Origin of the sequence: Nannocystis pusilla (assembly GCF_026626665.1) — a bacterium.
GTDB classification, from domain to species: Bacteria; Myxococcota_A; Polyangia; order Nannocystales; family Nannocystaceae; genus Nannocystis; species Nannocystis pusilla.
Genome location: NZ_JAPNKE010000002.1, coordinates 6,753,631 through 6,777,690, shown reverse-complemented (window position 1 = coordinate 6,777,690; position 24,060 = coordinate 6,753,631). Strand labels below are relative to the sequence as shown.

General features: G+C 70.8%; 24 protein-coding genes and 2 pseudogenes. 8 read left to right on the top strand and 18 right to left on the bottom strand.

All coding sequences use genetic code 11. The features are described 5' to 3' along the window. Positions 1–21: 21 nt before the first annotated feature. Positions 22–906, bottom strand: a complete 885-nt coding sequence (locus OV079_RS29880; RefSeq protein ID WP_267772376.1) for a hypothetical protein — start codon at positions 904–906, stop codon at positions 22–24. 227 nt (positions 907–1,133) lie between these two features. Between OV079_RS29880 and OV079_RS29875 the strand changes: the two genes are divergently transcribed. Continuing rightward, the gene (locus OV079_RS29875; RefSeq protein WP_267772375.1) at positions 1,134–2,147 is read left to right on the top strand and encodes a metallophosphoesterase; all 1,014 of its coding nucleotides are present in this window, start codon (positions 1,134–1,136) and stop codon (positions 2,145–2,147) included. Positions 2,148–2,229: 82 nt separating this feature from the next. Here OV079_RS29875 and OV079_RS29870 read toward each other — a convergent pair whose 3' ends face one another. Further along, a complete protein-coding gene (locus OV079_RS29870) occupies positions 2,230–3,447 on the bottom strand; it encodes a hypothetical protein (RefSeq protein WP_267772374.1) in 1,218 nt (405 codons plus the stop codon). A gap of 101 nt (positions 3,448–3,548) precedes the next feature. Between OV079_RS29870 and OV079_RS29865 the strand changes: the two genes are divergently transcribed. Both OV079_RS29865 and OV079_RS29860 read left to right on the top strand, forming a co-directional pair. Further along, positions 3,549–3,959, top strand: coding sequence for a DUF488 domain-containing protein (locus OV079_RS29865; protein WP_267772373.1), 411 nt, complete (start codon positions 3,549–3,551; stop codon positions 3,957–3,959). Between the two features lie 315 nt (positions 3,960–4,274). Beyond that, positions 4,275–5,191, top strand: a pseudogene (locus tag OV079_RS29860) (methyltransferase). A gap of 172 nt (positions 5,192–5,363) precedes the next feature. On the opposite strand, the gene OV079_RS29850 reads toward OV079_RS29860, so the two are convergent. Beyond that, on the bottom strand, positions 5,364–6,065 hold the full coding sequence (locus OV079_RS29850; protein WP_267772370.1) for a hypothetical protein: 702 nt from the start codon (positions 6,063–6,065) through the stop codon (positions 5,364–5,366). A 259-nt stretch (positions 6,066–6,324) separates the two neighbouring features. Here OV079_RS29850 and OV079_RS29845 point away from each other — a divergent pair, with 259 nt between their 5' ends. From OV079_RS29845 to OV079_RS29835, 3 genes are read left to right on the top strand one after another with little or no spacing between them, the layout of a single operon-like run. Then, positions 6,325–6,567: a multinuclear nonheme iron-dependent oxidase gene (locus OV079_RS29845; protein WP_267772369.1), complete on the top strand. Its 243-nt coding sequence runs from the start codon at positions 6,325–6,327 to the stop codon at positions 6,565–6,567. Then, entirely contained in the window at positions 6,564–7,163 is a 600-nt protein-coding gene (locus OV079_RS29840) for an MbnB/TglH/ChrH family RiPP precursor modification enzyme (protein ID WP_267772368.1), read from the top strand. The genes OV079_RS29845 and OV079_RS29840 overlap by 4 nt, the downstream gene beginning before the upstream one ends. Beyond that, positions 7,154–7,864, top strand: a complete 711-nt coding sequence (locus OV079_RS29835; RefSeq protein ID WP_267772367.1) for an HvfC/BufC family peptide modification chaperone — start codon at positions 7,154–7,156, stop codon at positions 7,862–7,864. Before OV079_RS29840 ends, OV079_RS29835 begins: the two co-directional genes overlap by 10 nt. Positions 7,865–8,042: 178 nt before the next feature. Here the strand turns inward: OV079_RS29835 and OV079_RS29830 are convergent, their stop codons facing one another. After that, positions 8,043–8,453: a tetratricopeptide repeat protein gene (locus OV079_RS29830; protein ID WP_267772366.1), complete on the bottom strand. Its 411-nt coding sequence runs from the start codon at positions 8,451–8,453 to the stop codon at positions 8,043–8,045. Between the two features lie 352 nt (positions 8,454–8,805). Beyond that, positions 8,806–10,314 carry an acyl-CoA carboxylase subunit beta gene (locus OV079_RS29825; RefSeq protein WP_276603802.1) on the bottom strand — a complete coding sequence of 503 codons (1,509 nt, stop codon included), beginning with the start codon at positions 10,312–10,314 and terminating at the stop codon, positions 8,806–8,808. 177 nt (positions 10,315–10,491) lie between these two features. Here OV079_RS29825 and OV079_RS29820 point away from each other — a divergent pair, with 177 nt between their 5' ends. Beyond that, entirely contained in the window at positions 10,492–11,112 is a 621-nt protein-coding gene (locus OV079_RS29820; RefSeq protein WP_267772364.1) for a hypothetical protein, read from the top strand. Here the strand turns inward: OV079_RS29820 and hisB are convergent. The 8 genes from hisB to OV079_RS29780 form a co-directional block, all read right to left on the bottom strand. Beyond that, entirely contained in the window at positions 11,027–11,629 is a 603-nt protein-coding gene (hisB, locus tag OV079_RS29815; protein ID WP_267772363.1) for an imidazoleglycerol-phosphate dehydratase HisB, read from the bottom strand. The two genes, OV079_RS29820 and hisB, sit on opposite strands and share 86 nt — an antisense overlap. A 10-nt stretch (positions 11,630–11,639) precedes the next feature. Next, on the bottom strand, positions 11,640–12,239 hold the full coding sequence (locus tag OV079_RS29810; protein WP_267772362.1) for a polysaccharide biosynthesis/export family protein: 600 nt from the start codon (positions 12,237–12,239) through the stop codon (positions 11,640–11,642). 19 nt (positions 12,240–12,258) lie between these two features. Further along, positions 12,259–13,191: a TonB-dependent receptor gene (locus OV079_RS29805; protein WP_267772361.1), complete on the bottom strand. Its 933-nt coding sequence runs from the start codon at positions 13,189–13,191 to the stop codon at positions 12,259–12,261. Then, a complete protein-coding gene (locus OV079_RS29800) occupies positions 13,188–13,595 on the bottom strand; it encodes a hypothetical protein (protein WP_267772360.1) in 408 nt (135 codons plus the stop codon). The genes OV079_RS29805 and OV079_RS29800 overlap by 4 nt, the downstream gene beginning before the upstream one ends. Positions 13,596–13,834: 239 nt before the next feature. Further along, positions 13,835–14,224: a hypothetical protein gene (locus OV079_RS29795; RefSeq protein WP_267772359.1), complete on the bottom strand. Its 390-nt coding sequence runs from the start codon at positions 14,222–14,224 to the stop codon at positions 13,835–13,837. 248 nt (positions 14,225–14,472) lie between these two features. After that, positions 14,473–14,799, bottom strand: coding sequence for an AgmX/PglI C-terminal domain-containing protein (locus tag OV079_RS56340; protein WP_267772358.1), 327 nt, complete (start codon positions 14,797–14,799; stop codon positions 14,473–14,475). After that, positions 14,796–15,806, bottom strand: a complete 1,011-nt coding sequence (locus OV079_RS56335) for a hypothetical protein (protein WP_267772357.1) — start codon at positions 15,804–15,806, stop codon at positions 14,796–14,798. Before OV079_RS56335 ends, OV079_RS56340 begins: the two co-directional genes overlap by 4 nt. A 238-nt stretch (positions 15,807–16,044) precedes the next feature. Further along, complete coding sequence (locus OV079_RS29780; RefSeq protein ID WP_267772356.1) at positions 16,045–16,578, bottom strand: ExbD/TolR family protein; 534 nt, start codon at positions 16,576–16,578, stop codon at positions 16,045–16,047. A 65-nt stretch (positions 16,579–16,643) separates the two neighbouring features. Here OV079_RS29780 and OV079_RS29775 point away from each other — a divergent pair, with 65 nt between their 5' ends. Continuing rightward, positions 16,644–16,772 (top strand): hypothetical protein, encoded by a 129-nt coding sequence (locus OV079_RS29775; protein ID WP_267772355.1) that lies wholly within the window; start codon positions 16,644–16,646, stop codon positions 16,770–16,772. 242 nt (positions 16,773–17,014) lie between these two features. Here the strand turns inward: OV079_RS29775 and OV079_RS29770 are convergent. The 5 genes and pseudogenes from OV079_RS29770 to OV079_RS29750 form a co-directional block, all read right to left on the bottom strand. Further along, positions 17,015–17,137 (bottom strand): annotated as a pseudogene (locus OV079_RS29770) (ExbD/TolR family protein); the annotation flags it as partial. A gap of 120 nt (positions 17,138–17,257) precedes the next feature. After that, the gene (locus OV079_RS29765; protein WP_267772354.1) at positions 17,258–17,887 is read right to left on the bottom strand and encodes a MotA/TolQ/ExbB proton channel family protein; all 630 of its coding nucleotides are present in this window, start codon (positions 17,885–17,887) and stop codon (positions 17,258–17,260) included. A gap of 186 nt (positions 17,888–18,073) precedes the next feature. Further along, complete coding sequence (locus tag OV079_RS29760; protein ID WP_267772353.1) at positions 18,074–18,232, bottom strand: hypothetical protein; 159 nt, start codon at positions 18,230–18,232, stop codon at positions 18,074–18,076. Further along, a complete protein-coding gene (locus OV079_RS29755) occupies positions 18,229–20,568 on the bottom strand; it encodes a tetratricopeptide repeat protein (protein WP_267772352.1) in 2,340 nt (779 codons plus the stop codon). The genes OV079_RS29760 and OV079_RS29755 overlap by 4 nt, the downstream gene beginning before the upstream one ends. After that, positions 20,565–24,032, bottom strand: a complete 3,468-nt coding sequence (locus OV079_RS29750) for a tetratricopeptide repeat protein (protein ID WP_267772351.1) — start codon at positions 24,030–24,032, stop codon at positions 20,565–20,567. The genes OV079_RS29755 and OV079_RS29750 overlap by 4 nt, the downstream gene beginning before the upstream one ends. Positions 24,033–24,060: the final 28 nt, after the last annotated feature.

The window sequence follows — 24,060 nt, the reverse complement described above, 5'->3', positions numbered from 1 at the left end:
GCGTCCCCGAGGTCTGAGGGATCACGGGACGCGGCCGCGCAGGGCGGCGTCGCAGCGGGACAGGAGCGTCGCGTCCTCGAGGGCCTGGGCGATCGTGCGGGCGCGGGCGAGGGCGTCGTCGGCCTCGGCGGTGCCGGCGGCGATCCGCACGACCATGAGGAGGGCCATGGCGCGCAGGCGGACGTGGCCGGCGTCGCCGGCGTGGCGCGCGGCGAGGCGGGCGTGCGCGAGGGCGGCGGCGAGGTCGCCGTGGCGGAAGCGGGCGTAGGCGAGGCCGTTGGCGCGGCGGCTGCGGGCGAATGGGTGAGTCGCGCCGGTGTCGGGCAGGGCGAGGTGCAGGGCCTCGGCCTCGTCGATGCGACCGGCGTGGTTGAGGGCGTGGCTGACCTGGCCGACGTGGCGGGCGCGCAGGCAGTCGGCGTCGGAGCCGGCGAGAGATCGCAGGAGCGCGGGCACGTGGGCGAGCGCGGCCGAGACCGACGTCGGTCGGGCCCGGCTGTCGAGCAATGATTCGCCGAGGGCCAGCTCGATCTGCGCGGCGGGGTCGTCGGAAGCGAGCTGCTTCGCGGTGCTCAGATGCGTGGCGGCCTCGTCGGGCTGGCGCGCGCGCAGGGCCAGGGTGGCGCGCGCGAGCGAGAGCCACAGGCGACCGCCGCGGCTCTCGCTGGTGGGCGGCCGATCCCACAGCTGCACGAGGTCGGTGCACAGCGGCACCGGCAGGTCGACGAAGCGCGAGTGATAGCTGCCCATGAAGCGCAGGCGGGCGTCGACGCTGGCCGGCAGGCCGAAGGTCCGCAGCAGGCGGTCGCCCCACTTGCCGCCGGGCAGGCTGCCGCGCAGGCGCAGGCGGCGGAGGGCGCGGGTGATGCTGTCGACGTCCTCGCGCCAGCCGTGCAGCGCGGCCATCCGCTCGCCGACGGCGGCGAGGGAGCCGTGCTCCTCGACCAGACCGTCGAGATAGACGGCCCACGTCGGCTGTCCGGATTTGTCCTCGCGCGGGCACGAGGCGGCTCTTATACCCGGACGCGACGCGGCGGCGGAATTTCGCCGCGCGGTTTTGATGCTCAGGCGCGCGTCGGGGAGCCGGCGGCGCAGGGCGAGCGCATCGGCGCGCGCCCGGAGGAGAACGTGTCATGCAGTCCACGCTCATCATCGGCGACATCCACGGCTGTCACGCCGAATTGCTCGACCTCCTCGATCGCGCGGGGATCGGCGACGACGACCTGGTGGTCAGCGTCGGCGACCTCGTCGACCGCGGGCCCGACCCGACGGCGGTGGTCGAGCTGTTCCGCCTCCGCGCCAATCCGCTGGCGCTGTGCGGCAACCACGAGCGCAAGCACATCCGCGGGGTGCTGTCGTATTCGCAGCAGGTGGCGAAGCTGCAGCTCGGGGCGGATTACGAGGACCACGTGCGCTGGATGGCGACGCTGCCGTACCACTGGGAGCGCGAGGACGTGCGCGTGGTCCACTGGGGGCTCTACCCCGGGGTGCCGCTCGACGAGGTGCCGGAGGACGTGCGCGCGGGCACGACGTCGGGCGACGCGCGGCTGCGCGAGCGCTACGGCGACAGGCCCTGGTACGAGTTTTACACGGACGACAAGCCGGTGGTGTTCGGCCACTCGGTGGTCGGGCCGGAGCCGCTGGTGCTGCGCGACCGGATCTTCGGCCTCGACACCGGGGTGTGCCACGGGATGCGGCTGACGGGGCTCCTGCTGCCGCAGTTCAAGCTGGTGTCGGTGCCGGCGCGCGCGGATCACTGGGAGCGGGTGCGCAGCGAGTGGCAGGCGCCGGTGCTGCGCACGCTGCCGTGGCAGACGATGACGTTCGAGCAGATCGAGAAGAAGGTCCGCTCGCTCCGCGACCCGGAGCTCGACGGCGCGGTGCTCGACCGCGTGAAAGAATGGGTGACGACGCTGCGCGGGGCGCTGCCGCAGCTGCGCGAGCGCGTCGACGCGGAGGTGGCCCGGATCGCCGAATCCGCCGGCGAGGCGTTCGGACGGGTCGCCGCGGACCACCCCGCCGGGTCGTGGCTGCTGCGCCGGCGCGCCGGGAAGCTGTCGCCGGAGCACCTCGGCTGCTCGTCGCCGCAGCAACTGCTGGCGCTGGCGTCCGCGCTGGGGGTGACGCTGCCGGCAGATCCGGTGTGAGGCGCGCCCGGGACCGGGGCCCGGGCGCGCGCTCGCGGGGAGTCGGGGCGGCGCATCAAGGTATGTCTCTCAGGACATGCTTTTAAAGGAATGTCCAATGGGGCATGTTTATGAGAACATGCCCTCGAGGACATGTAAAATCATCAACTGTCGATGCCGCGGGCGCGGAGGACGAGGACGCGGACGTCGCCCTGGGCGCCGAGCGGGGCGAACTTGAGGCCCTGGGCGTCGCCGATGTCGGCGACGAGGTCGTCGGGGCCGAGGCGGCCGTCGGCCGGGCCGCCGCCGGGGCCGCGGTCGACCGCGAGCACGACGATGTGGTCCCACGGGCGCGGAGCTCGGCGCTGCCGATGTAGTCGAGGGCGAGGATGTCGCCGGGGCGGGGCACGTAGGTGGCGGCTTCGAGGGCCTCGCCGCGGGCGCGGACTTCGAGCGGGGTGGTGAGGCGCTGCAGCGAGCGCACCAGGCCGCCCACGCTCGAGTAGGCGAGGTCGCGGCGGCCGGCGCGGCGCAGGCCGGCGACGATGAGGTCGGCACAGTCGGCGCCGACGCGGCGCTCGGCCTGGCTGCGCGCGCCGACGCCGGCGCTGCCGAACACGTAGGGGACGTTGAAGTAGGAGGTGAGCCAGCCGAACAGGCCGTCGCCGCTGCGCACGCTGTAGCGGAACACGTCGTCGCCGATCTGCCCGCGCGGGGCGTCGTCGGCGTCGGGGGTGGCGCGCGCGACGGCGTCGGGGCCGGTGACGGTGGCGGCGAGGCGCATGGTGCCGAGGTCGCGGTACTCGGGCAGGCGCGCGTCGGCGAGGGCGGCGTCGCTGGGCCTGGCGTCGCGCACGGTGAAGGTCCAGCGATCGTCGCCGGCGGGCAGGGCGGTCTCGAAGTACTCGAGGCGGTCGTAGCCGAGCCAGGTGCCGTGCGAGGGGCCGAAGACGACCGCGTTGGCGTAGATGGCGATCGCGGCGTTGGGCGCAGGGGTGGTGACGTGCTGCATGCGCGGCTCGACGCGGCGCCAGCGGACCTGTACTTCGGGACATCCGGAGCCGGACCACGAGACGTGCCGGGCGGCGCCGGCGTCGGAGAACAGCACGGGCTCGCCGTCGAGGCGGCCGGGGGCGACGAGGTGGACGTCGATGGCGTCGCCGCGGCGGACGTCGAGCTCGCCGGCGAGGCCGTCGCTGCCGGCGACGCGGCCGAGGAGCGCAGGCGGGCCGGTCAGCTCGCAGCGCGCGGCGGCGTGGGCGAGCCGGGGCGCGGCGAGGAGGACGGCGAGCAGCGCGAGCGAGGTCGACGGCGAGAGCATTTCTTTTCTCGATCTCGCTCATGAGGGTGACGGGCGGGCGAGCGCGCGGCAAGCGGGCTTTTGATCGGCGCTTGAGGCCGCGCGTGCCATGATCTTCGGCGATGACGGCGGCCGCCCACAGGCGCTCCGGCGCCGGTGAGATCTTCACGCGACGGTGGAACGATCCCGCGCACCGCGGGGACGGGACCCGGATCCTGGTGTGCCGCTACCGCCCTCGCGGGGTCCGGCGCGAGGAGGCGACGTGGGACGAGTGGATCAAGGAAGTGAGCCCGAGCCCGGAGCTGCTGCGGGCGTTCCACGGCAAGGGCCAGGCGCCGATCGGCGAGCGCATGTTCCGGCGGCGGTATCTGAGCGAGATGCGCAGGGAGCCGGCGCACGCGCAGGTGGAGGCGCTGGCGGAGCGGGTGGCACGCGGCGAGACGGTGACGCTGCTGTGCTCGAGCGCGTGCGTCGACGAGAGCCGCTGCCACCGGACGATGCTGCGCGAGTTGCTGCTCGAAGAGACAGGTTGAGTGATCGAGCGCGTGCGTCGACGAGAGCCGCTGCCACCGACGATGCTGCGCGAGCTGCTGCTCGAGGAGACAGGTTGAGGCACGGCGCGGTGATGCTGGTCGAAGAGACATGTCGGCGACGAAGCGTCGCTCCGCGAAGGAACCGGCCGGGGCCGCGGTGAGTTCTGGTCGAAGGGACAGGCGATGGGCGCGCGAGCGCGGCGGGGGCTGCGCGTGGCGGGGCGTGGCGTGGGAATCGAAGAATGGTCGCGACGGCGGGAGGTCGGTGGCGAGGCGGGGCACGCGCTGGCGGAGGCATGAAATGAACTCTCGTCGATGAGGTCGATCGACGCGCACCCGGCCACGCCGCGCCAAGTCTTGCTGCACCTGCTCCACGGGAAGTTCGTCGCCCGCTGCATCGGCCTGGCGGCGGAGCTGGGGATCGCCGACCGCCTGCGCGACGGGCCGCGGGCGATCGAGCAGCTCGCGGAGGACACTGGATCGCACCCGTGGGCGCTGTACCGGGTGATGCGAGCGCTGGCGGGGATCGGGGTGTTCGCCGAGTCCGGGGAGCGCACGTTCGCGTTGACGCCGCTGTCGCAGGCGCTGCGCAGCGACACGCCGGCGTCGATGCGGGGCATGGCCCGCTGGCTGGGAGCGGAGCCGGAGAGCTGGCGCGCCTGGGGCGATCTCGGCCTCAGCGTGCGCACCGGCGAGCCGGCGTGCCCGGAGGTGTTCGACTACTTCGCGGCCAACCCGAGGGCCGGCGAGATCTTCGACGAGGCCATGATCTCGAACTCCGCCTCGACTGCGCAGGCGGTCGCTACGGCCTACGATTTCTCGACGGCCGGGCACGTAGTCGATGTCGGCGGCGGGCTCGGTGCGCTGCTCCTGGCGATCCGCGCGGCCCACCCGACGCTGCGCGCGACGCTGTTCGAGATGCCGCACGTGGTCGCGCGCGCGAGAGCGACGCTGGCGGACGAGGCGGACTGGCTCACGCTGGCGGCCGGAGATTTTTCGAAGGGACGGTGCCCGCGGGCGACACGTACCTGCTCAAGCACGTGATCCACGACTGGAGCGACGAGCTGGCGGCGACGATCCTGCGCCGCTGTTGCGAGCAGCTCCGGCCCGGAGGGCGGGTGCTGGTGATCGAGCACCTGCTCCCCGCCGAGGCGTCGCCGGTCCACTGGATGGATCTCGAGATGCTGGTGATGACGGGGGGCGGGCAGGAGCGGACGGTCGGCGAATTTTAAATTGTTCGCCCGCGCCGGGCTCACGCTGGCACGGACGATCGAGACGACCGCGTCGGTGGTGATCCTCGAGACGGTGGCCGCAAGGGCTTGATTTTCGAAATAGACATGTTCTTAGAGACATGTCGTATAGAAAATGTCTTTTAGAACATGCCCTGTCGGTCATCGACCGGGATCACGGCTCGATCAGCGCGCCGATCCTGGGGCCGGACTCGTCGCCGGTCGAAACTGCGGCGTACAGCCATGGTGCGCCGCCGGCGGGGGCGAGCGGCAGGTGATCGCGCAGGGCGGCGACGGTGGCCCGCGGGGTCAACAGCAGCCGCTCGCCGGGCCGCAGCGGCGGCCACTCGACGAGCTCCGGGAGCGAGGGGCTGTGGACCGTGGGGCCGAGGCTGCGGACGATGCAGTGGCCGAAGCTCTGGGCCATGCCGGCCAGCGCCGCCGTCTTGTGGCCCTCGGCGAGCAGCTTGCGGATCAGCGTGTGCGGCTCGGACTCGCGGACGACGCGGCGGTCGTCGAGCACGCAGGCCGTGACGCCGCCGAGCCAGCCGATGAACACGCCGGCGGGGGTGACGACGGCGCAGGTGAGGCTGGTGACCGGCGTCCCTTCGGAATCCTCGGGCTGCGGCAGGCGATCGAGGTGAGTCGCGGCGACCGCGAATGCGCGTACCAGCGCGGCCCGCCAGTCGGTCTCGCCCGCGCGCGCGTCGGCGGCGAGAGAGGTCTGCGCGCCGTCGACCGCGGGGCACTCGGCCTCGAGGCCCGACCACGAGCCCCAGGCGTTGGCGACTGCAGCGACGGTGACGTCCCCGTGGACTTCGGCGGCGACGGGGCTGCCGAATCGAGGATCGCGCAGCGAGAGGACGTGGGCGGGCATGGACTATGACGATACCAAACCGCGGCGCGGATCCGGGGGCCCGTCGAGCGCGGGCGCGCCTTGCAAGGGAAGATCGCGTCGGCTAGCCTTCTCGGGTCTTTACGGGAGGATTAGCGATGCAGCAGAAGAAGGGTGTCAAGGGTGGGGTGAAGGTCAAGACGAACGTGCGCGCGGGCTCCTGCAAGGGCTAGCGGTACGATCGAAGACGATGCCGCGGGTCCGCCCGCGGTATGATCATTTTAATTAAAAGAGACGAGCGATGAATGCGAGGATTCCCGACGGCGGGGTCGGCGTGTTGCTGCTGCACGAATATGCAGAGGCGCTGCTGGCGGCCGATCCGTCGCTCGACTTCATCGAGGTGATGCCGGAGAACTGGGCCCGCTTCGGCGGCAGGCGCCGGCGCTTGTTCGACGCCTGCCGCGAGCGCTGGCCGATGGTGGGACACAGCATCTCGCTGTCGATCGGCGGGCCCGAGCCGCTCGACGAAGAACTTTGGCGATGATCGCCGCGCTCGCGCCGGGGCTGGCGTGGTGGAGCGACCACCTGTGCTTCGGGCGGATCGGCGGCGCCTACACGCACGCGCTGCTGCCGTTGCCGCACAGCGAGGAGGCGGTGAAGCACGTGGTCGGACGGGTGAAGGAGGTGCAGGCGCGACTCGGCCGCGAGCTGGTGCTCGAGAACGTGGCCACCTATGCGCGCCTGCCCGACGACGCGCTGGCCGAGCCGGCGTTCGTGCGTACGGTGGTCGAGGAGGCCGATTGCGGGCTCCTGCTCGACGTCGGCAACGTGGTGGTCAACGCGCACAACCACGGGCTCGACCCGGAGGCCTACGTCGACGCGCTGCCGCTGGCGCGGGTGCGGGAGATCCACGTGGCCGGGCATCGACCGCGCGGGCCGTTGCTGCTCGACGATCACACGGGGCCGGTGCCGGAGCGCGTGTGGTCGCTGTATCGCCGGACGATCCGCAAGGCGGGGCGGGCGATCCCGACGATCGTGGAGTGGGAGACGGATGTGCCGCCGATCGAGGATTTGTTGGTTGAAGTGGCGCGGGCGCGCTGTGAGTCGGCGCGGGCGCTGGAGGGGCTCGGATGCGGTTGATGGCGCTGTTCTCGGCGTTGCGGCCGCTCGTGGAGGGGCGCGCGGAGGCGACGGCGGTGGCGCGATCGCTGGACGAGTCGTCGCCGGGTCTGGCGCTGGGGCTGCAGGTGTACGCCGAGACGTGTCACAAGCTGCGGCGCGACGCGATCGATGTCATCCACGCGGGGACGCGCGCGGCAGTGACGGCGCGCTCGGGCGAGGCGCGGTGGGACGCGCTGGTGGAGGCGTACTTCCGCGAGCACCCGGCGCAGAGCTTCGAACTCAACGAGAATGCGGCCGGGTTCGGCGAATTCTTGGCGAGGCAAGCAGGGCTGCCGGCGTGGCTCGGCGAGCTGGCGGCGCTCGAGTGGGCGACGTGGCGGGCCGAGAGCACGCTGGACGAAATTTATAAAAGAGAGGATGAAAGCGACGGCTCGGAGGGGCCGCTGCGGGCGGATGCGTCGGTGGTGGTGCTGCGCGGGGCGTGGGACGTCGCGGGCTGGCTGGCCGAGGAGGTGTGGGCGGAAGAGCCGGTCGCGGGCGAGAGTGCGGTGGTGGTGTGGCGCGACCGCGAGCTCGACGCCTGCCGGGCGACGCCGACCGACGAGGAGCTGGCTGCGATCGAGGCGGCGCTGGCGGGGGCGCCCGGGCCGTGGGGGGACGACGAGGTGGTGGGAGACCTGCACGCGGCGGGGATCTTCGTCGGCGCGTTGATTCGATGATCTTCGGCCGGGGTGCCGTGGGGGGACCGCACGGCTCGCAGGGCTTCGTCGGCGCTGTTCGGTCGCGGGCGATCATCCTGGCCGCGGGCGCGACGCGGCACAGGCTGAACGAAGGGACATGTTTTAAAAACGTGGACGATCGGGCATGTCGTGAACGACATGTCCTTGGCGCCATGCCTCAGCGGGCGCGGGCCTCGGCGACCTGGCGGCCGCCGGGGAGCTGGAGCTGGGCGGCGAGCTGGAGCGCGGGCGGGTACTCGGGGCCGAACGCGAGGGCGCGGGCGCTGCTGCGGCGGGCCGCGTCGACGTCGCCGAGGCGCAGCTCGATCTCCCCGCGGGTCGTCCAGAGGTGCGGGTCGTCGCGGTCGTAGCGGAGCGCGAGGTCGATCTGCTGCAGCGCGCGGCCGAGGTCGGGCGGCTCGGCGTCGAGGGCCAGCCGGGCCTGCACGTAGGCCCCGTACGCGCGGTGGTCGACCGGCGGGCTGGTGACGAGGGTCTTGTCGATGTAGTGCAGGGTCCGCGAGCTCGGGCCGGTCTGCGCGCAGGCGCCGAGGAGCGCGAGGGCGAGGACGGCGCGGGGCGGCGACATGCGGAGAGCTTGACACATTTCGCGCCGAGCCGGGGATCCAGCGCGGCGTGGGGCGCCGCGCGCGGCCGCAGGTGCGATGAGGCTGGCGCGTCGGCGGCGCTCGTCAGGAGACGGGGGCGGCGTCGGGGGCACCCTCTGCTCGCTCGCCCGGGCCGCGCCTGTGTCTACGTCGGCGTCACCAGCGGAGCCGCTGCGCGCGCTCGCCCGGGCGCTCGCCGGAGCCGTGCGCAGCGATGACGACAGCGCGGAGGCCGGTGCCGGGCGAGGGCCTGTCTTTTCGAGCAGGTCGCTAGCGCGGCTTCGTGCGAGCGGGCGAGGGCCTGGCTTTTGGAGCAGGTCGCTCGCCGGTCGCTCACAGCGGGATGTTGCCGTGCTTGCGGCGCGGGTTCTCCTGGCGCTTGTTCTTCAGCAGGGCGAAGGCGCGGGAGACGTGGCGGCGGGTGTCTTCGGGGCGGATGACCTGGTCGATGAAGCCGAGCTCGGCGGCCTTGTAGGGGTTGGCGAACAGGTCGCGGTAGTTGTTCAGCAGCTCGGTGCGCTGGGCGGCGGGGTTCTTGGCCTCGACGAGCTCGCGGCGGTAGATGATGTTGACGGCCCCCTCGGCGCCCATGACGGCGATCTCGGCGGTCGGGTAGGCGAGGTTCACGTCGGCGCGGATGTGCTTGCTCGCCATGACGTCGTAGGCGCCGCCGTAGGCCTTGCGGGTGACGAGGGTGACCTTGGGGACGGTGGCCTCGACGAACGCGTAGAGCAGCTTGGCGCCGTGGCGGATGATGCCGTTGAACTCTTGCTCGGTGCCGGGGAGGAAGCCGGGGACGTCGACGAGGGTCCACAGCGGGATGTTGAAGGCGTCGCACATGCGCACGAAGCGGGCCGCCTTGACCGAGGCGTTGATGTCGAGGCAGCCGGCGAGGACGAGCGGCTGGTTGGCGACGACGCCGACGCTGCGGCCGTCGATGCGGCAGAAGCCGATCACCATGTTGCGCGCGAAGTGCTCCTGCACCTCGAGGAAGGCGCCGTCGTCGGCGACGGCGCGGATGATGGTGCGGATGTCGTAGGGGCGCGAGGCGTCGACGGGGACGAAGTCGGCCAGCTCGGGGGTGGCGCGGTTCGGGTCGTCGGCGGTCGGGCGGTGCGGCGGGTCCTCCATGTTGTTGGAGGGCAGGTAGCCGAGCAGCTCGCGCGTCATCGCGGCGGCGGCGGCCTCGCTCGGGCAGGCGAAGTGCGCCACGCCGCTCTTCTCGTTGTGCGTGGCGGCGCCGCCGAGCGCCTCCTTCGTGACCTCTTCGTGGGTGACGGTCTTGATGACGTCGGGCCCGGTGATGAACATGTACGAGCTCTGCTCGACCATCAGCACCAGGTCGGTGAGCGCGGGCGAGTAGACGGCCCCGCCGGCGCATGGGCCGAGGATCAGCGACAGCTGCGGGACCACGCCCGACGCGAGGACGTTGCGCTTGAAGATCTCGGCGTAGCCGGCCAGCGAGGCGACGCCCTCCTGGATCCGCGCACCGCCGCTGTCGTTGAGGCCGATGACCGGCGCGCCGACGGTGGTGGCCATGTCCATGACCTTGCAGATCTTCTGGGCGTGGGCCCAGCCGAGGCTGCCCCCGAAGACAGGTGCCTGCTGGGCGAACACGAAGACGGGGCGGCCCTCGACGGTGCCGTGGCCGGTGACGACGCCGTCGCCGTAGACCTTCTTGCTCGGCATGTCGAAGTCGGGGCACTGGTGCGTGACGAAGCGGTCGAGCTCGACGAAGCTGCCGGGGTCGAGCAGCAGCTCGATGCGCTCGTGGGCGGTCTGGCGCCCGCTCTTGTGCAGGCGCTCGACGGCCCCGGCGGCGCCCTTCTCGGCCACCGCCAGGTCCTTGTCGCCGCCGGACACGAGGTTCGGACCGGCGAAGCTGTCGGCGAGACGCTCGCGGTGTTCGAGGGCTGCGCGCGGATCGGGGTGCTCGGCCGCTTGGGTGCGTCGGACATGGCGGGCGGAAAATAGCAGGAATCGCGGCGGGCTCGCGCGCAGATGTGCTATGGGCGCGGCATGCGAGAAGAGCGCAAGAGCACCCCCAGGGCGTCCGTGTTGTGGCTGGCGACCTGCCTCGCGGCCTGCGGCGGCGGCGGCGGCAGCGAGGCGGCCCCGAGCCAGCCGCAGGGCCCGAAGACGGAGTACCGCTGCAGCATTCAGGTGGCGAAGAAGTCGTCCGGCGAGCTCACCGGCAAGGGCAACGGCGAGGACCCGGCCAAGGCCGACGAGGCGGCCTGGGCGGACGTGTGCGCCAAGCTGCCGGAGGCCGAGCGCGCGACCTGCCGCGACGAGACGAAGTGGTCGGTGTCGAAGTCGTCGATGTCGGCCAGCGGCGGGGGGCCGACGACGCACTCGACGACGCTGACGCTGGTGGCCATCGCGCCGATGTTCGACGGCGAGGCGTCCTCGGCGGCCAGCAGCGACGAGGCCTGCGAGGCGGCGCTGGCCGACGCCTGCACCAAGGCCGGCTCGCCCGGCGATTGCCTGAGCGCCGGCTACGAGAAGAAGGGCGAGGCGCGCACCAAGAAGACGCAGATGAGCAAGACTAACGCTAGCCGATCGTGCCCTTGGTCGAGGGCACGCCGACGTAGGGGTCGGGGGCGCAGGCCTGACGGAGCGCGCGCGCGAGACCCTTGAAGCTGGCCTCGACCAGGTGGTGGGCGTTGCCCCCCTCGCGCTGGTGGATGTGCAGGTTCATCCGCGCCTGCACCGCGAAGGCCTGGTAGAACTCGCGCACGAGGTCGCAGTCGAAGCTGCCGACCCGCTTGCCGGCCACGCCGGGCAGGTCGTAGACGAGGTAGGGCCGGCCGCCGAGGTCGAGGGCGACGTCGACCAGGACCTCGTCCATGCACAGCGAGAAGTGGCCGTAGCGGAAGATGCCGAGCCGCGCGCCGAGAGCCCGGTCGAACGCGCTGCCGAGCACGAGCCCCACGTCCTCGACGGTGTGGTGGTCGTCGATGTGCGTGTCGCCGCGAGCCCGCACCTCGAGCTGCATGGCGCCGTGACGCGCGAGCGCCTCGAGCATGTGCGACAGGAACGGCACCGGCGTGTCGATGTGGTGGCGCGCCGGGGCGTCGCACGGGAGCGTCAAATCGATGGTGATCTGGGTCTCGCGGGTGACTCGCTCGACGCGGGCGGTTCGGACTGGGTTCACGAAGCCTCGCTTACATCCGGGTCTCGGGCACGAACACGATGTCACCTGGCCGCAAGACCAGGTCCTCGGCGCGGCCGTCGACGATGGCGGAGAGGGAGATCTCGAAGGTCACGGTCTCGTCGCCGCGGCCGGTGCGGCGCGTCAGCTTGACCCGCGCGGGCGCGGCGAACGGGGTGAGGCCGCCGGCCAGCGAGACCGCCTGCACGAGCGTGAGGCCGTCGCGCCAGCCGAGCGAGCCGGCCTCGTTGACCTGGCCGAGGATGCTGATCTCCCGGTTGCCGCGCTCCTTGATCTGGACGACCACGTGCGGATGGTTGAGGTAACCGTCGGCGAGCCGGGTCTCGATCTGGCGGGCGACCTCGTCCTTGGTGAGGCCGGTGACCGCCACGCCGCCGACCATCGGGAAGTCGATCGTGCCGTCCTCGGCGACCGCGTAGGTGCCGTTGAAGCGGTCCTCGTCGAACACGCGGATGTCGAGCTCGTCGCCGGGGCGCAGGCCGGCGCTCGGGGCGATGATCGGGGCCTCGACGCGGGCGGGGCGGTCGCAAGCTGTCCCGAAGGCCAGCACGAGGCCGAGCCAGGAGAGCCTGCTGCGGGGACGGGCAGACATGAGCAGACGCCGCGGACGGCTAGAATCTCACGGCGCCGAGGACCATGGCAACATGCTTGGCGAAGCCGCCGAAGTCGGTGAGGCCGCCGGGGTAGTGGGCGATGAAGTCGGTGCGGTCGACGATCATGTCGTAGCGCGCGCCGACGACGAACAGGCGGCCGAACGGCTGTTCGACCCTGGCGCTGAGGGCGATCAGGGTGTCGGAGCGGACGAAGCCGGGCGCGTTCTCGTACGACTCGATGCGGGTCTCGCGGCCGGGGATCGGCAGGCCGGCGTAGCGGCGACCGACGACCGAGAAGCCGAGCTCGGCGTACATCTTCCAGCGGAAGGTGTGCAGGCCGCCGATCCGGCCGGCGATGTCGTGGAAGTAGTTGCCGAACAGCGAGTCGCTGAACTGACGATCGATCTGGGCGAAGAACTGGGTGCGCAGCGTCGGGTAGTAGGCCGCACGCACGCCGCCGATGAAGCCGCGGAAGTTGGGGCCGTTCTCGTCGTCGTAGTAGAGCCCGGCGCCGTAGCCGGCCATGGCGTCGAGGGTCCAGCGCTTGGCGATCTGGCCGCGGAAGCCGAGGTAGACGCGGTGGGCGTTGTTGTCCTCGTTGCAGTCGGGATCGACGTTGGCGTTGCAGCTGAAGTAATACGTGTGGCCAAACGAGTAGTTGACGAGCAGCGCCGAGCGCGGGGCGATGCGCCACTTGACCTCGGCGGCGGCGCCGTGGATGTAGCGGTCGCCGCTGTAGACGTCGGGCGCCTCGAAGAACAGGACCTCGTTGAGGTAGTTGGCGCCGATGCTGAAGCGGCCGCCGCCGGGCCGGTAGATGAAGCCGAGCGAGAGGCGGTGGTCGATGCGGTTGTAGTTGTAGCCGACGCCGGCGTCGTAGTTGCGCGGGTCGGCGAAGCGCGAGAAGAACTCGGTGATGTTGAAGCTGAAGCGGCGCCCGGGCGCGATCACGAGGTGCGCGTTGAGGTCGACGCTGAAGCGAGGAGGCGACGGATCTCCTCGGCGCGGGCCATGAAGGCGCGGTAGCCCGCGGTCAATCGGATGTTGTAGTCGATCTTGCGGTCTTGCTGCGCCTCGACCTCGCTCTGCAGCACGCCGTCGCGGACCTCGCGGTTGCCGATGCCGAGCCAGGCGACCGGCATGACCAGCGCCGCGGGCCTGACCCCGCCGTGGTCGCCCCTGCGGTTCCAGAACACGTTGCTGTCGCCGCCGACCATCAGCGCGAAGCCGGGGTGGAACGTCGAGCGCGGGCCGAGCTTGATGCCTGCGCCGTCCTCGGTGCGTGGCACGCCGCCGATCAGGTTGCCGGTGGCGTTCGAGCCGGCCGCGTGCGCGAGACGGATCGAGAGGGCCATGCAGATCGTCCCCACGGCGACGAGGCAGTGGAGCGCCCACCTGGGGGCTGGCTGGTTAAGTCGGCGCAAGGGAAGGCGAGAGGGTACAGCCTAGCGAATCTCAGCCCAGAGGCGAGATGTGAGCGCCAAGTCCGAACCGCGAGCGTCGTGTGCCTTGTCCGCTGCGCGAGGGCCGGGCGGCGAGACAGACCGACGCGCGAGTGGCCAGCGGCTCCGGAGGCCGCACCGCGCGGGCGAGGTCAAATCACCGGGCTGGCGACGGGGGGACGCGGGTCGATGCGCGGCGGCAAGCGCTGGATGCCGGCGCTGCTCGACGTCGGGTCGGTCGGGATGACCGTCTTCGGCTGATTGGCGGTGTTCTGGGCGTCGCTGCGCTTCTGCTCCTGATCGCCCTGACACGCTCTGGCCTGGCCGACGAGGCCGGAGATGCGCTCGGCGGCCTCGCCCAGCTTCTCGCCGGCGAAGGCGCGGCTCTGCCCGTCGGCCGAGGAATCTTGCAGGACCAAGAGCTCGCCGGTCGCCACCTCGAGCACGATCTCGGCGCGGTCGTGCTTGTCCTGGACGCACGCGGTGCGGCCCATGTCGCCGCTTTGCCGGGCGCGGGTGAGGAGCGTGCCGAGTTCGGTCATGCCGCGTTCGATGGTGCCGCGAGCGCTGCCGACTCCGGCCGAGGTGCTCGATGATTCGGTGGCAGCGGCGCCAGCGGCGGCCGCGGGATCGGTCGCGGCGGAGTCGGCGGTGGGCGTCGATGCAGCAACGCCCGCGTCGGTCGACGCGGGCGCTGGAGCGGGGCTGGCCGAAGGGGCAGCTCCGACGGGGCTCGCCGCGAGCAACGTGGCGGACCCCCAGGCAAGGACGACGCGCTTGGAAAACGTGCTCATGACCCTCCAGAAAATACCACGGAGAAGGTCACGTCCGAAGCCTGCTCGGCTCCTGGCGTGGTGGGGAACCGCCACCCCTTGATCTTGGCGACAGTGCACGTCTGTACACCACCGTCCTGGAGGGTGTCCTCGTTGATCCGGACCTCGGTGACGGTGCCCATGACACTGATGGTGATCGTGTAGGAGATCTTGCCCGCGAGGCCAGGATTGGTCTGCAACGCCTTGTTATAACAAGCCTGCAGCGCGCCGGTTCGCTGGCGGATCGTGGCTTGCACGGCCTTTTTGTCGGCGTCGCCGTAGACATCCGCGCCGGAGCTCTTCACCGAGGAGTTGATCTTCCGCTCCTTCTTCTCGAGCTCGGCGAGCTCGGGCCCTGGGCCTCGAAGCCCTTGGTGCCGACGATCGCCCCCTGCGCGCTGATGCCCTCGCCGCCGGGGACGTACGGGCTGACGACCGTGCCGTCGGGCAGGACGGTGGCGGTCATGCCGGCGGCGAACAGCTCGCCGAGGTTGTTCTCGGTGCTCTGGATGACGTCGAACACGGTGCCCGGACCGTCGCCGCCGTAGGTGCCGAGGACCCGCGCGATGCCGACGCCGCGCGCCTTGTCCAGCGACTCCTTGGAGTAGGTCTTCTGGGTGATCACCGGCTTGTCGATCACCTTGTCCGGCTTCGGCGTCAGCTTCTCGTCCTCCTTGGCGAGCACCTCCTCCTCTTCTTCCTTCTTCTCCTCCTCGGGCTCCTTCTTCTTCGGCTTGTCGAGGTTCATCACCCGCAAGAAGCGCTCGTCGATCTCCGGCTCGATGGCGTAGTCGATGTGCTTGTTCGAGGCCCAGATGAAGTACGGGCCGAACAACAGCACCGCGGCCATCAGCGTGGCCATGTCGGAGCGCGTCCACATGTTGGACGGACGCGCCTTGAACTCGACCGGGAACGGCGGCTTCGGCGGGACGGGCTGCGGCGCCGCGAACTGGAACAGCAGCGTGGTCTCGCCGACGTCGAGCTTGCCGCGCGCGCTCGGGTCGAGCACCACCCGCAGGCTGCGCGCCCGCGGGTCCTCGCGCAGGCGCTTGCGCCACAGCTGGCCGAGGTTGACCGAGCGGCCGCGCATGACGAGCTGACCGCCCACGCGCGGCGGCAGGTCGAGCACGTAGCGGCCCTCCTGCACGATGAACAGGACGTGGCGCTTCGGCACCGCAGGGCCGAAGCAGAGCAGCTGATTGCCGACGTCGGTGCCGGCGGTCACCGCCTCGGCTGCGCTCTGATGCAGCTCGTCGCAGACCAGGCCGTCGATGATCGAGGCGATCCGCAGTACCTTGGACCGGGCAACCACGCGTAGGAAGTCTAGCGGATGTAGTTGATTTGTGGCGCCTGCGCCAATTTTCCCGGACCCTGCCGCGATCGGACCTGGGGACAACGACAGGGCGCGCGAGGTCGCTGAACTTCTCGCGACGCGCTGACGGATTCCGCGGGCCGCGGCCAAGCCAATGCTCAGACCCGATCCGCGAGCAAAAACGAAGGGCCGGCGCCTCCCGCAGGAGTTGCCGGCCCTCGTCAGGCTCAGAGCTCGATCAGCTCTTCCGGATCACGCAGAACGAGTACTCGGAGAACTCGGCGCGACCGGTCGTGTACATGACGTCGACGAGGACGCTGAACTTGAGGTCCTGGTCGCCGACCAGGATCACGCGGCCGGTCCACGGCTTGCCCTGTCGCTCGGCCAGCTGCTTGGCCTTGTCGACCTCCTCGGCGAGCTGGTCGTACAGCGGCCCGATCAGGTGGTTCTGCACCTGCGACGGGTCGATGTCGCCGTCGGGCGTCATCGTCACGATCTTCTTGCTGTCGAACGTGATGCCGCGGGTGGTGACGAAGATCGGGATGCCGTCCTGGATCGGCGCGTCGGCCGAGGACATCGGGATCTTCTGGCCCGCGGTCGGGTTGATGACGATCGGATCGGACGCGTAGCTCTTCAGCAGGTACACCACGAGAATGGACACGATGTCCATCAGCGAGGTGATACCGAGGACGCCCTTCTCTTCCGGCTTCGCCCGGCGAGCCGCGGCCTTCTCCTTCTTCCGGGCGAGGAACGCCTGTTGCTCGGGGGTCATCAGCTCGCACCCCTTCCACGATCGGCTGCCAGAACAGGCACTCGTCGGGGATCTTCTCGCCGCCCTTGAGCGCCTTGGCGAGCTTGCAGGTGCGGCCCGCCAGCGCGTCCATCGTCATGATGATGGCCTGCATCGGGATGTTGGCCTCGGCGCTGATCGTCACGACCTGCTCGTTCGGGAACAGCTGCTTGTAGCTCTTGGCCTTGGCCTCGAGCTGGGCGTAGTCGAAGCGCTCATAGTCCGTGAGCGGCGCGCCCTGCTTGGCGAGGCCGATCGTCGGAGCCTTGGAGTCTTGCGACTTGCCGGCCTCGGCGCCCTCCTGCTGGCCGTCCGCGCTGACACGGAAGCCGTCCTCCATGACGAAGACCTTGAGGTTGAGCGGCTTCTCGTCCTTCTTCTCCTGCTCGTCCTTCTGCTGAGCAGCGGCCGCGAACTTCGGCGGCGAGACGTTGATCGAGGCCATCTGGGCGAATTCCATCGCCATCAGCAGCGCCGGGATCATCAGGAACATCACGTTCATGACCGGCAACATGTTTGCCTCGATCTCTTCTTCTTCCATCTTCTTACGTGGCATCGCTCACCTCCTTTCTTTCGCTCGGGTGGAGAGTTGGTCGTGCGGTCGGCTCGCTGTCTGTCTCAAGGGACATGTCCCCGGCAACAGGCATCGAGCCGGGCCGCGTTACCCCTGACGCACCCGCGCGGCGAGGAGGTTCTCGAGCTTGACCGCGTACAGATCGACCTCGTCGGCGATCTTCTTGGCCAGGCCCTGGATGAACACCTGCGCCGAGAGCAGCGGGATGGCCACCATGAGGCCGAAGCCGGTGGTGTTGATGGCGATCGAGATGCCCTTAGCGAGCGCCTGCGACCGCTGGTCGGCGGCCGCCACGGCCACCGCGGTGAAGGCGTCGATCATGCCGAAGATCGTGCCGAGCAGACCGAGCAGGGTGGCGATGTTCGCGACGGCCGCGATCATCGAGATGCGCTTGGTGATCGCCGGCGAGACCTCGAGCATCGCCTCCTCGATCGCCGCGGCGATGTCCGCCTCGCTCTTGTTGGCGCGGGTCAGACCGGCCTTCATCACGCGGGCGAGCGCGGCCTTGTCAGCCGCGTTGCACAGCTTGATGGCGCGGTCGATGTTGTTCGCCATCACCAGCTTCTGGATCTGGTTGAAGAACTGGGCGCCGTTGATGTTGAAGCGGAAGAACAAGAAAATGAAGCGCTCGATCATGACGCCGGCGCCGAGCACGGCGCAGACCGCGATGGGGTGCATCCATGCGCCACCTTCCTGATAAAACTGCGCGAAATCCATGGCCGCTTATCCTCCTCAGAGACCGGGGTGTGAGTCCCGACTGTGTCGCTCGTCGACCGGGTTCATCCCGGCTGTGGTGGTTGTTGTTGGGTTCGGACTCGGGTGCGGGAGCTTTCGCGCGCGGAGAGCGCCCGACCCGCGTTGTCTTCTCAGGCCCGCAGGCGCCTGAAGCTTTTTCAGGGTCGATTAGAACAAAGGATCCCAGACACTTTCAAGCACCAGCGGCGTCATGGTCGCGTCGAGACGCGCCCAGTCGTAGTCGGTGGACGAGCGCCGCAGCACGTAGAACGCGCTCGGCTTCTCCAACTGGCCCTCGACGAGGAACTCGTCGTCGAGCGAGATCACCTTCTTGCCGCCGGGGTTGCTGGTAGTGGTGGCCGGGGCCTTGGCCGACTTGGCGCCCGACCCTGATGCGGGCGCCGGTGGGGGTGCAGCGAGCGCGAGAGCGGGCGCCGAGACGGGCGCCAGCACGAGCAGGAACACGAGCAGCCGCCACATCCGCGCGCGGCTCGAGCCCGAAAGGGGGCGAGCGGCGGCAGAACGGCGTGAGCGGAGCACGACCGCGTTATACAGTGAATGCCGCGGAGAATTCCACCAACGAGTTGACGGCGTCCCCCAGGCCGAACAGTGGGTGCCAGGGCGAGCGGCGGCGCGGGGGAGGGCCGGGCGGATGGCGTCCACGACCGCGAGGCCCGTCGATTCGCCGGCCGTCGTCTCGCTGCGAGGGTCCATCGCCACGGTGGACGGCAAACGGGCGGGGTGGAGCGGCGGTCTCGAACGGCGACACCGGTTCGCGAATGTTTCCGGCGGCCGGAGATCACTCCCGCCGATTTTCTCATGGGGCGCTCCCGCCCCCGCCGCCGCCCGGTTTCTGGGTGGGCGATGCCGCACTGCCGGGCTTTTGAGCCGACGGCGGCGGGGCGGCGCCGGGCTTGCTCGTCGGAGGCGGAGAACCGGTGTTTCCACCGGGTTGAGCGGCCGCGGGCGGGGTCGCGCCCGGCTTGGCGGTAGGCGGCGGCGCGGAGGAGGGCGGAGGCGCGGCGCCCGGCTTGGCGGTGGTCGGCGGAGGCGTGGTCGCGTCCGGTTTGGCAGGGGTCGGGGCGGGCGAGGAGCCGGGGCTGGCGGCCGGAGGGGTGCCCGGCTTGGCGGTCGCGGGCGGGGTCGCGGGCGAGCCGGGGCTGGCGGCCGGAGGGGCGCCCGGCTTGGCGGTCGCGGGCGAGGAGCCGGGGCTGGCGACCGGAGGGGCGCCCGGCTTGGCGGTCGCGGGCGAGGAGCCGGGGCTGGCGGGCGGAGGGGCGCCAGGTTGGGCGGTCGCGGGCGAGGAGCCAGGGCTGGGCGGAGGGGCAGAAGACGGGCCCGGCGGGGTCGTACCGGCGGGCGGAGTGGTGCCGGGTTTGGCGGTGCCGGTGCCGGTCCCCGGGCTCCCCTGGCCCATGCGCGCCGGCGGGCGGGGTCGCTACGGGGCTGTCCTTCGGGCCAGGTGAACCGGGGCCGGCGGCGGGCGTGGCCGCGGTGGACGGCTGGCTGTCCTTCGGGCCAGGTGCTCCCGCGGCTCCGGGGCTGGCGGGCGGGCTGTCCTTCGAGGCAGGTGGAGCCTTGCCCTCGCGCTCCAGGCGCCGCTTCTCGCGCTCGAGGCCCTTCTTGGCCAGGTCGATGTAGAGATCGGCCTGGGCGACGCTCACCGACTCCTTGCCCGGGGCAGAACGGGGTTTGTTGGCGCCGGTTTCGCGTTTGACGCGGGCGAGATCGTCGGTGAAGCGATCTCCCTTGGCCGTGCTGCCGCCGGCGGCGAGGGCGAGGTCGCGGTACTTGCCGAGATGGATCAGCGCGCGCTGCAGCCGGGTGGTGACGTCGAGGCCGGGGAACTCGGGCGCGTCGAGGTAGAGGACGCCGAGGTCGAAGTGCGCGTCGGGGTAGTCGGCGCGCAGACGGAGCGCGGTCTGATAGGCCTTCTCGGCGCCGACGACGTCGCCGAGCGCCCGCAGCGAGCTGCCGTGGTTGAGGTGGGCCTTGAAGAAGTTGGGGTCGAGCTTCAGCGCGTAGACGAAGCACTCGGCGGCGGTCTTGAAGTTGCCGGTGCGGAGGTACTGCGCGCCGAGGTTGTTCCACGCGGTGGCGTTGCCGGCGTCGGTCTCGGCGGCCTTGCGGAACGACTGCGTGGCGAGGGTCGGCTTGTCGGCGGCGAGGTAGGCGAAGCCCTTGAGGTTGTAGGCGCGCGAGGTCTCTTCGGGGGTGATGATCTTGGCGTCGACGGCGAGCGCCGAGCTGGTGACGGTCTGGGTCAGCTCGTGCTTGCCCTGCTTGAGGAAGGCCTCGGCCATCACGAGCATGGCGTCGACGTTCTGCTCGTGGATCCGCAGGGCCTCGCGCGACAGGTCGAGGGCGCGGGAGAGGTCGCCCTGGCGCAGCGACTGCCCGGCCTGCTGGCTCTGCTGGTGCGACGCGGCCAGCTTGCGCCGCTCCTCCTCGGGGTCGCGGTCGCGGTTCTTCTTGGCCGGCGCCTTGTCGTCGGCGGCGGCCTCGGCCGGCTTGTCGACGGCCTCGGGCTGCCAGTCGGCGTCGGGCTCGCCGGCGGCGGTCTTGCCCGGCGGCGTCGACTCGCCGGCCGGCTTGTCGCAGGCGAGGACGAGGAGAAGCCCCGTGAGACAGGTGCGAAGGGACATGTCCCGGAGGGCAGTCATCGGCGCCGGTCCTCCACCTGCAGGTCGACGCTGGCGTCGTGCAGCAGCGGGTACTGGTCGGGCTTGTAGATGTTCATGCGCTCGAGCGCCTTCTTCGTCCACTCGCTGGCGACGCCGTACTCCTTGCCGCGCTTGATCGTCTCCTCGTACAGCTGGATCGCCTTGGCCTCGAACTTGCCCGCCTCGGTCTCGACGATGTCCTTGTAGGCGAACCAGGGCTCGCTGTACTCCTTGAGCTCGCGCGGGACCGGGGCCTCGCGGATCTTGATCGCGGTCACCTCGAAGGCGTAGCCGCGGCGGAACATCGCCGCCAGCACCCACTCGATCCGGCGGTAGGGGAACACGGAGTCGTACGACTTGCTGGCGGCGACGACCTTGTCGAACAGCACCTTGGCGCTGTCGGCGAACTTCTTGCCGGTGCCGGTCAGCTTGAAATCGAGCAGGTCGGACAGGCTGTACTCGGACAGCAGGAACTGCGCCTCGGACGGGAAGTCGGCGGCGTCGGAGGCGGCCTGCAGGCCGCGCGCGGTGTAGAGCGCGACGCACTCGCGGTAGGCCGTCTCGGCGCCCTTGCGGTCGCCGCGGGCGGCCCGGGCCTCGCCCATCCGCAGGTGGGCCTCGACCGACTTGGCGGCCTGCGTCGGGTCGGCGCCGAACTTGGCGAGGAAGGCGGCGAAGGCGGTCTCGGCGGCCTTGTGGTCGTCGGTCTTGCCGAGCACCGAGGCGGCGCGGAAGCTGGCGTCGGCGGCCTCCTTGGGGTCGGTGGTCTGGGCGGCGTAGCGGACGAACAGGTCCGACGACTTCTTGTACTGCTGGAGGTTGTCGAGCAGGTCGGCGGCGTTCTTGAGCGCGAGCAGGCGGTGCTCGCTGGCCTTGTAGCGCTCGTCCTGCGCGAGCACGAGGTAGCTGGCGACGGCGTCGTCGAACTCGAAGAAGCGCACGTGGTTGAGGCCCGAGCGCAGGAGGGCGTCGTCGGCGAACTCGCTGTCGGGGTACTGCTTGTAGATGCGCTCGTAGGTCTTGGAGGCGCTGCCGAAGCGGCCGATCTTCTCGTAGGCGACGGCGGCGTTGTTGAGCGCGCGGTCGGCGTTGGGGTCCTTCGGGGCCTGATCGACGAGCGCGGTGTAGCGGTCGGCGGCGGCCTCGAACTCGCCGGCCTCGAACAGCTGGTTGGCCTCCTGGAAGCGGACCGCGTTGCCGAGGGTCTTGAGGTCGCCGGCGAACTTCTCGCTCTGCTCGGCGTCGCCGCAGCCCTTCTGCAGCAGCTTCTCGGTCCACTCCTGCGCGGCCTTGAGGTCGCCGCGGATGACCTTGCCGTCGATGATCGAGAAGCCGGCGTTGATGGCGACGTTCTCGCCGCAGTAGTCGTCGATGACGCGGGTGAAGCGGGTCTCGGCCTCGTCCCAGTGCATGTAGCGCTGGCTGATCGCGCCTGACTTGAAGGCCAGGCTGCCGGCGGCCTTGGCGTCGGGCTTGATGGCGACCAGCTTGTCGTAGGCGGACTGCAGCGCGACCAGGGCCTCGGGGATCGGCTTGGGGTCGAACGGCGGCTTGACGGCGTCCTGCTTCGGCATGTCCGGCAAGGTCAGCTTGCCGGCCTTCTGCTCGTCCTCGACGTAGGCCTCGAGCGAGAACACCACGCCCTCGGCGGCGTCGACCTGGCGGCTGGCCGCGGTGTTGCTGTCGCGCACGGTGATGTACTCGCGCGCGGCCTCGAGGTACTGGCCGGAGTAGTAGAGGCTCTCGGCGTAGTCGTAGCGGTATTGATAGGAGGACGGCGTGTCGGGGTAGCGCAGGAGGTAGGCGGCGTAGGCGGCGGCGGCCTTCTTGTACTCCTCCTCGGCCCGCGGGTCGCCGGCGGCCCGCAGGCTCTGGGCGTAGGCGTGGCGCTCGACGGCGCTGGCGACCAGGGCCTCCTCGACGAGCTTCATCGCGGCGTCGATCGCCTCGGTGTCGGCCTCGTTGGCGTAGAACCACGGGGTGCCGCGCAGGTAGTTGTTGGCGAGGGCGTCGCGGGCGGTGCGGGCGCCGGTCTTGTCGCCGAGCGCGACCTGGGCGTCGAGGATCTTCTTCTGCAGCAGCGGGGCGGCGGCGGCGGTCGGCCAGCGGGCGAGGGCGGAGTCCCAGATCTTGATCGCCAGCTTGAAGTCGGTCTGGAAGGCGTAGAGGTCGCCGAGGGCGGCGTAGATCTCGGGGACGTGCTTCTCGCCGCCGCGGGCCTTGTAGTCGCGCTCGAGGCGGGCGAAGCCGACGGCGGGATCGGGGTTGCCGTCGAGGTCCCAGTCGTCCTCGATGTAACACTTGGCGATGTAGCGGATGGCGTCGTCGCGCAGCGCCATCGCCGAGTCGTCGCCGGCGGCCTTCATGCTCTCGGCCAGGCGCACGTACTCGTCGAGGCGGGCGGCGGCGCCGGGGAAGTCGCGCTGGAGGTAGAGGGTCCAGGCGATCCGGATCGTCGCCTCGTCGAAGTAGGGGCCCTGGGTGTCGCGCGCGGCCTCGGTGTAGGCCTCGAGCGCGGGGCGCATCTCGTCGAGGTCGTAGTGGATCTCGCCGATCCGCAGCCAGGTCTCGGCGACGTACTTGCTGCCCGGCTTGCGCGGGTTGCAGCCGTTGTAGTCGCCGGCGCGGAAGTTCCTGGCCGGGACGACGCCGCTGCCGTCGGGGCCGGGGACGCCGTAGCGGCCTTCGCACACCAGCGCGAGCATGGTCTGCCGGCTCTCGTCGAACCGCTCCTCCTCGAAGCGCAAGATCGCCATCAGGTACAGCGCGGCGTCGGCGTGGACGTACGTCGGGAAGCGGGCGTTGAGATCGTGCAGGAGGGCGACGCTCTTCGAGTAGTCGACCTTCGGCGGCTCGGGCGGGACGTCGCTCTTCTTCTTTTCCTTGCGATCCTCGAAGGCGAGCAATGCCTTCTCGTAGTCGGACTCGGCGCGTTGGAACCGCTCGTTGTCGGCCTCGAAGTGGAGCTCGGCCAGGCGGAACAGGATCTCGGGGGTCCAGCTGGGGTCGGACGGGTTCTGCTTGAGGAAGCCGTCGTAGCGGGCGATCGCGGCCTCGCGCAGCTGCAGGGCCTTGGCCTTGTGGGCGGCGATCTCGGCGTCGAGCTGCTTCTGCAGCTTGCCGCGGCCGCGCTCGGCCTCGACGACGGTGACGACCGCCAGGGTGTCGGCGGCGACGGCGGCGGCGCGGCGGTAGCGGGCGAAGATCGTCTCGAGGTCGGCGAGGGCCTTGTCGTCGTCGGCGGTCCTGGGCAGGCGCGCCGGCGGGACCGAGAGCGCGCGCCGATCGACGGCGCCGGTCGGCTCGCGCGCGGTGCCCGAGCCCGGCTCGCCGAGGATGCCCTGCCAGCCCGACGGCGGCGGCAGCTCGCCGCGCGGCAGGGCGGCGGCTGGAGCGGATGTCGCAAGAGACAGGGCCCATAGGGCAGGTGCCAAGAGCCATGGCCGGAGGGACAGGCGCGTCATCCGCGGACCTCCGCGGCGGCTTCGCAGG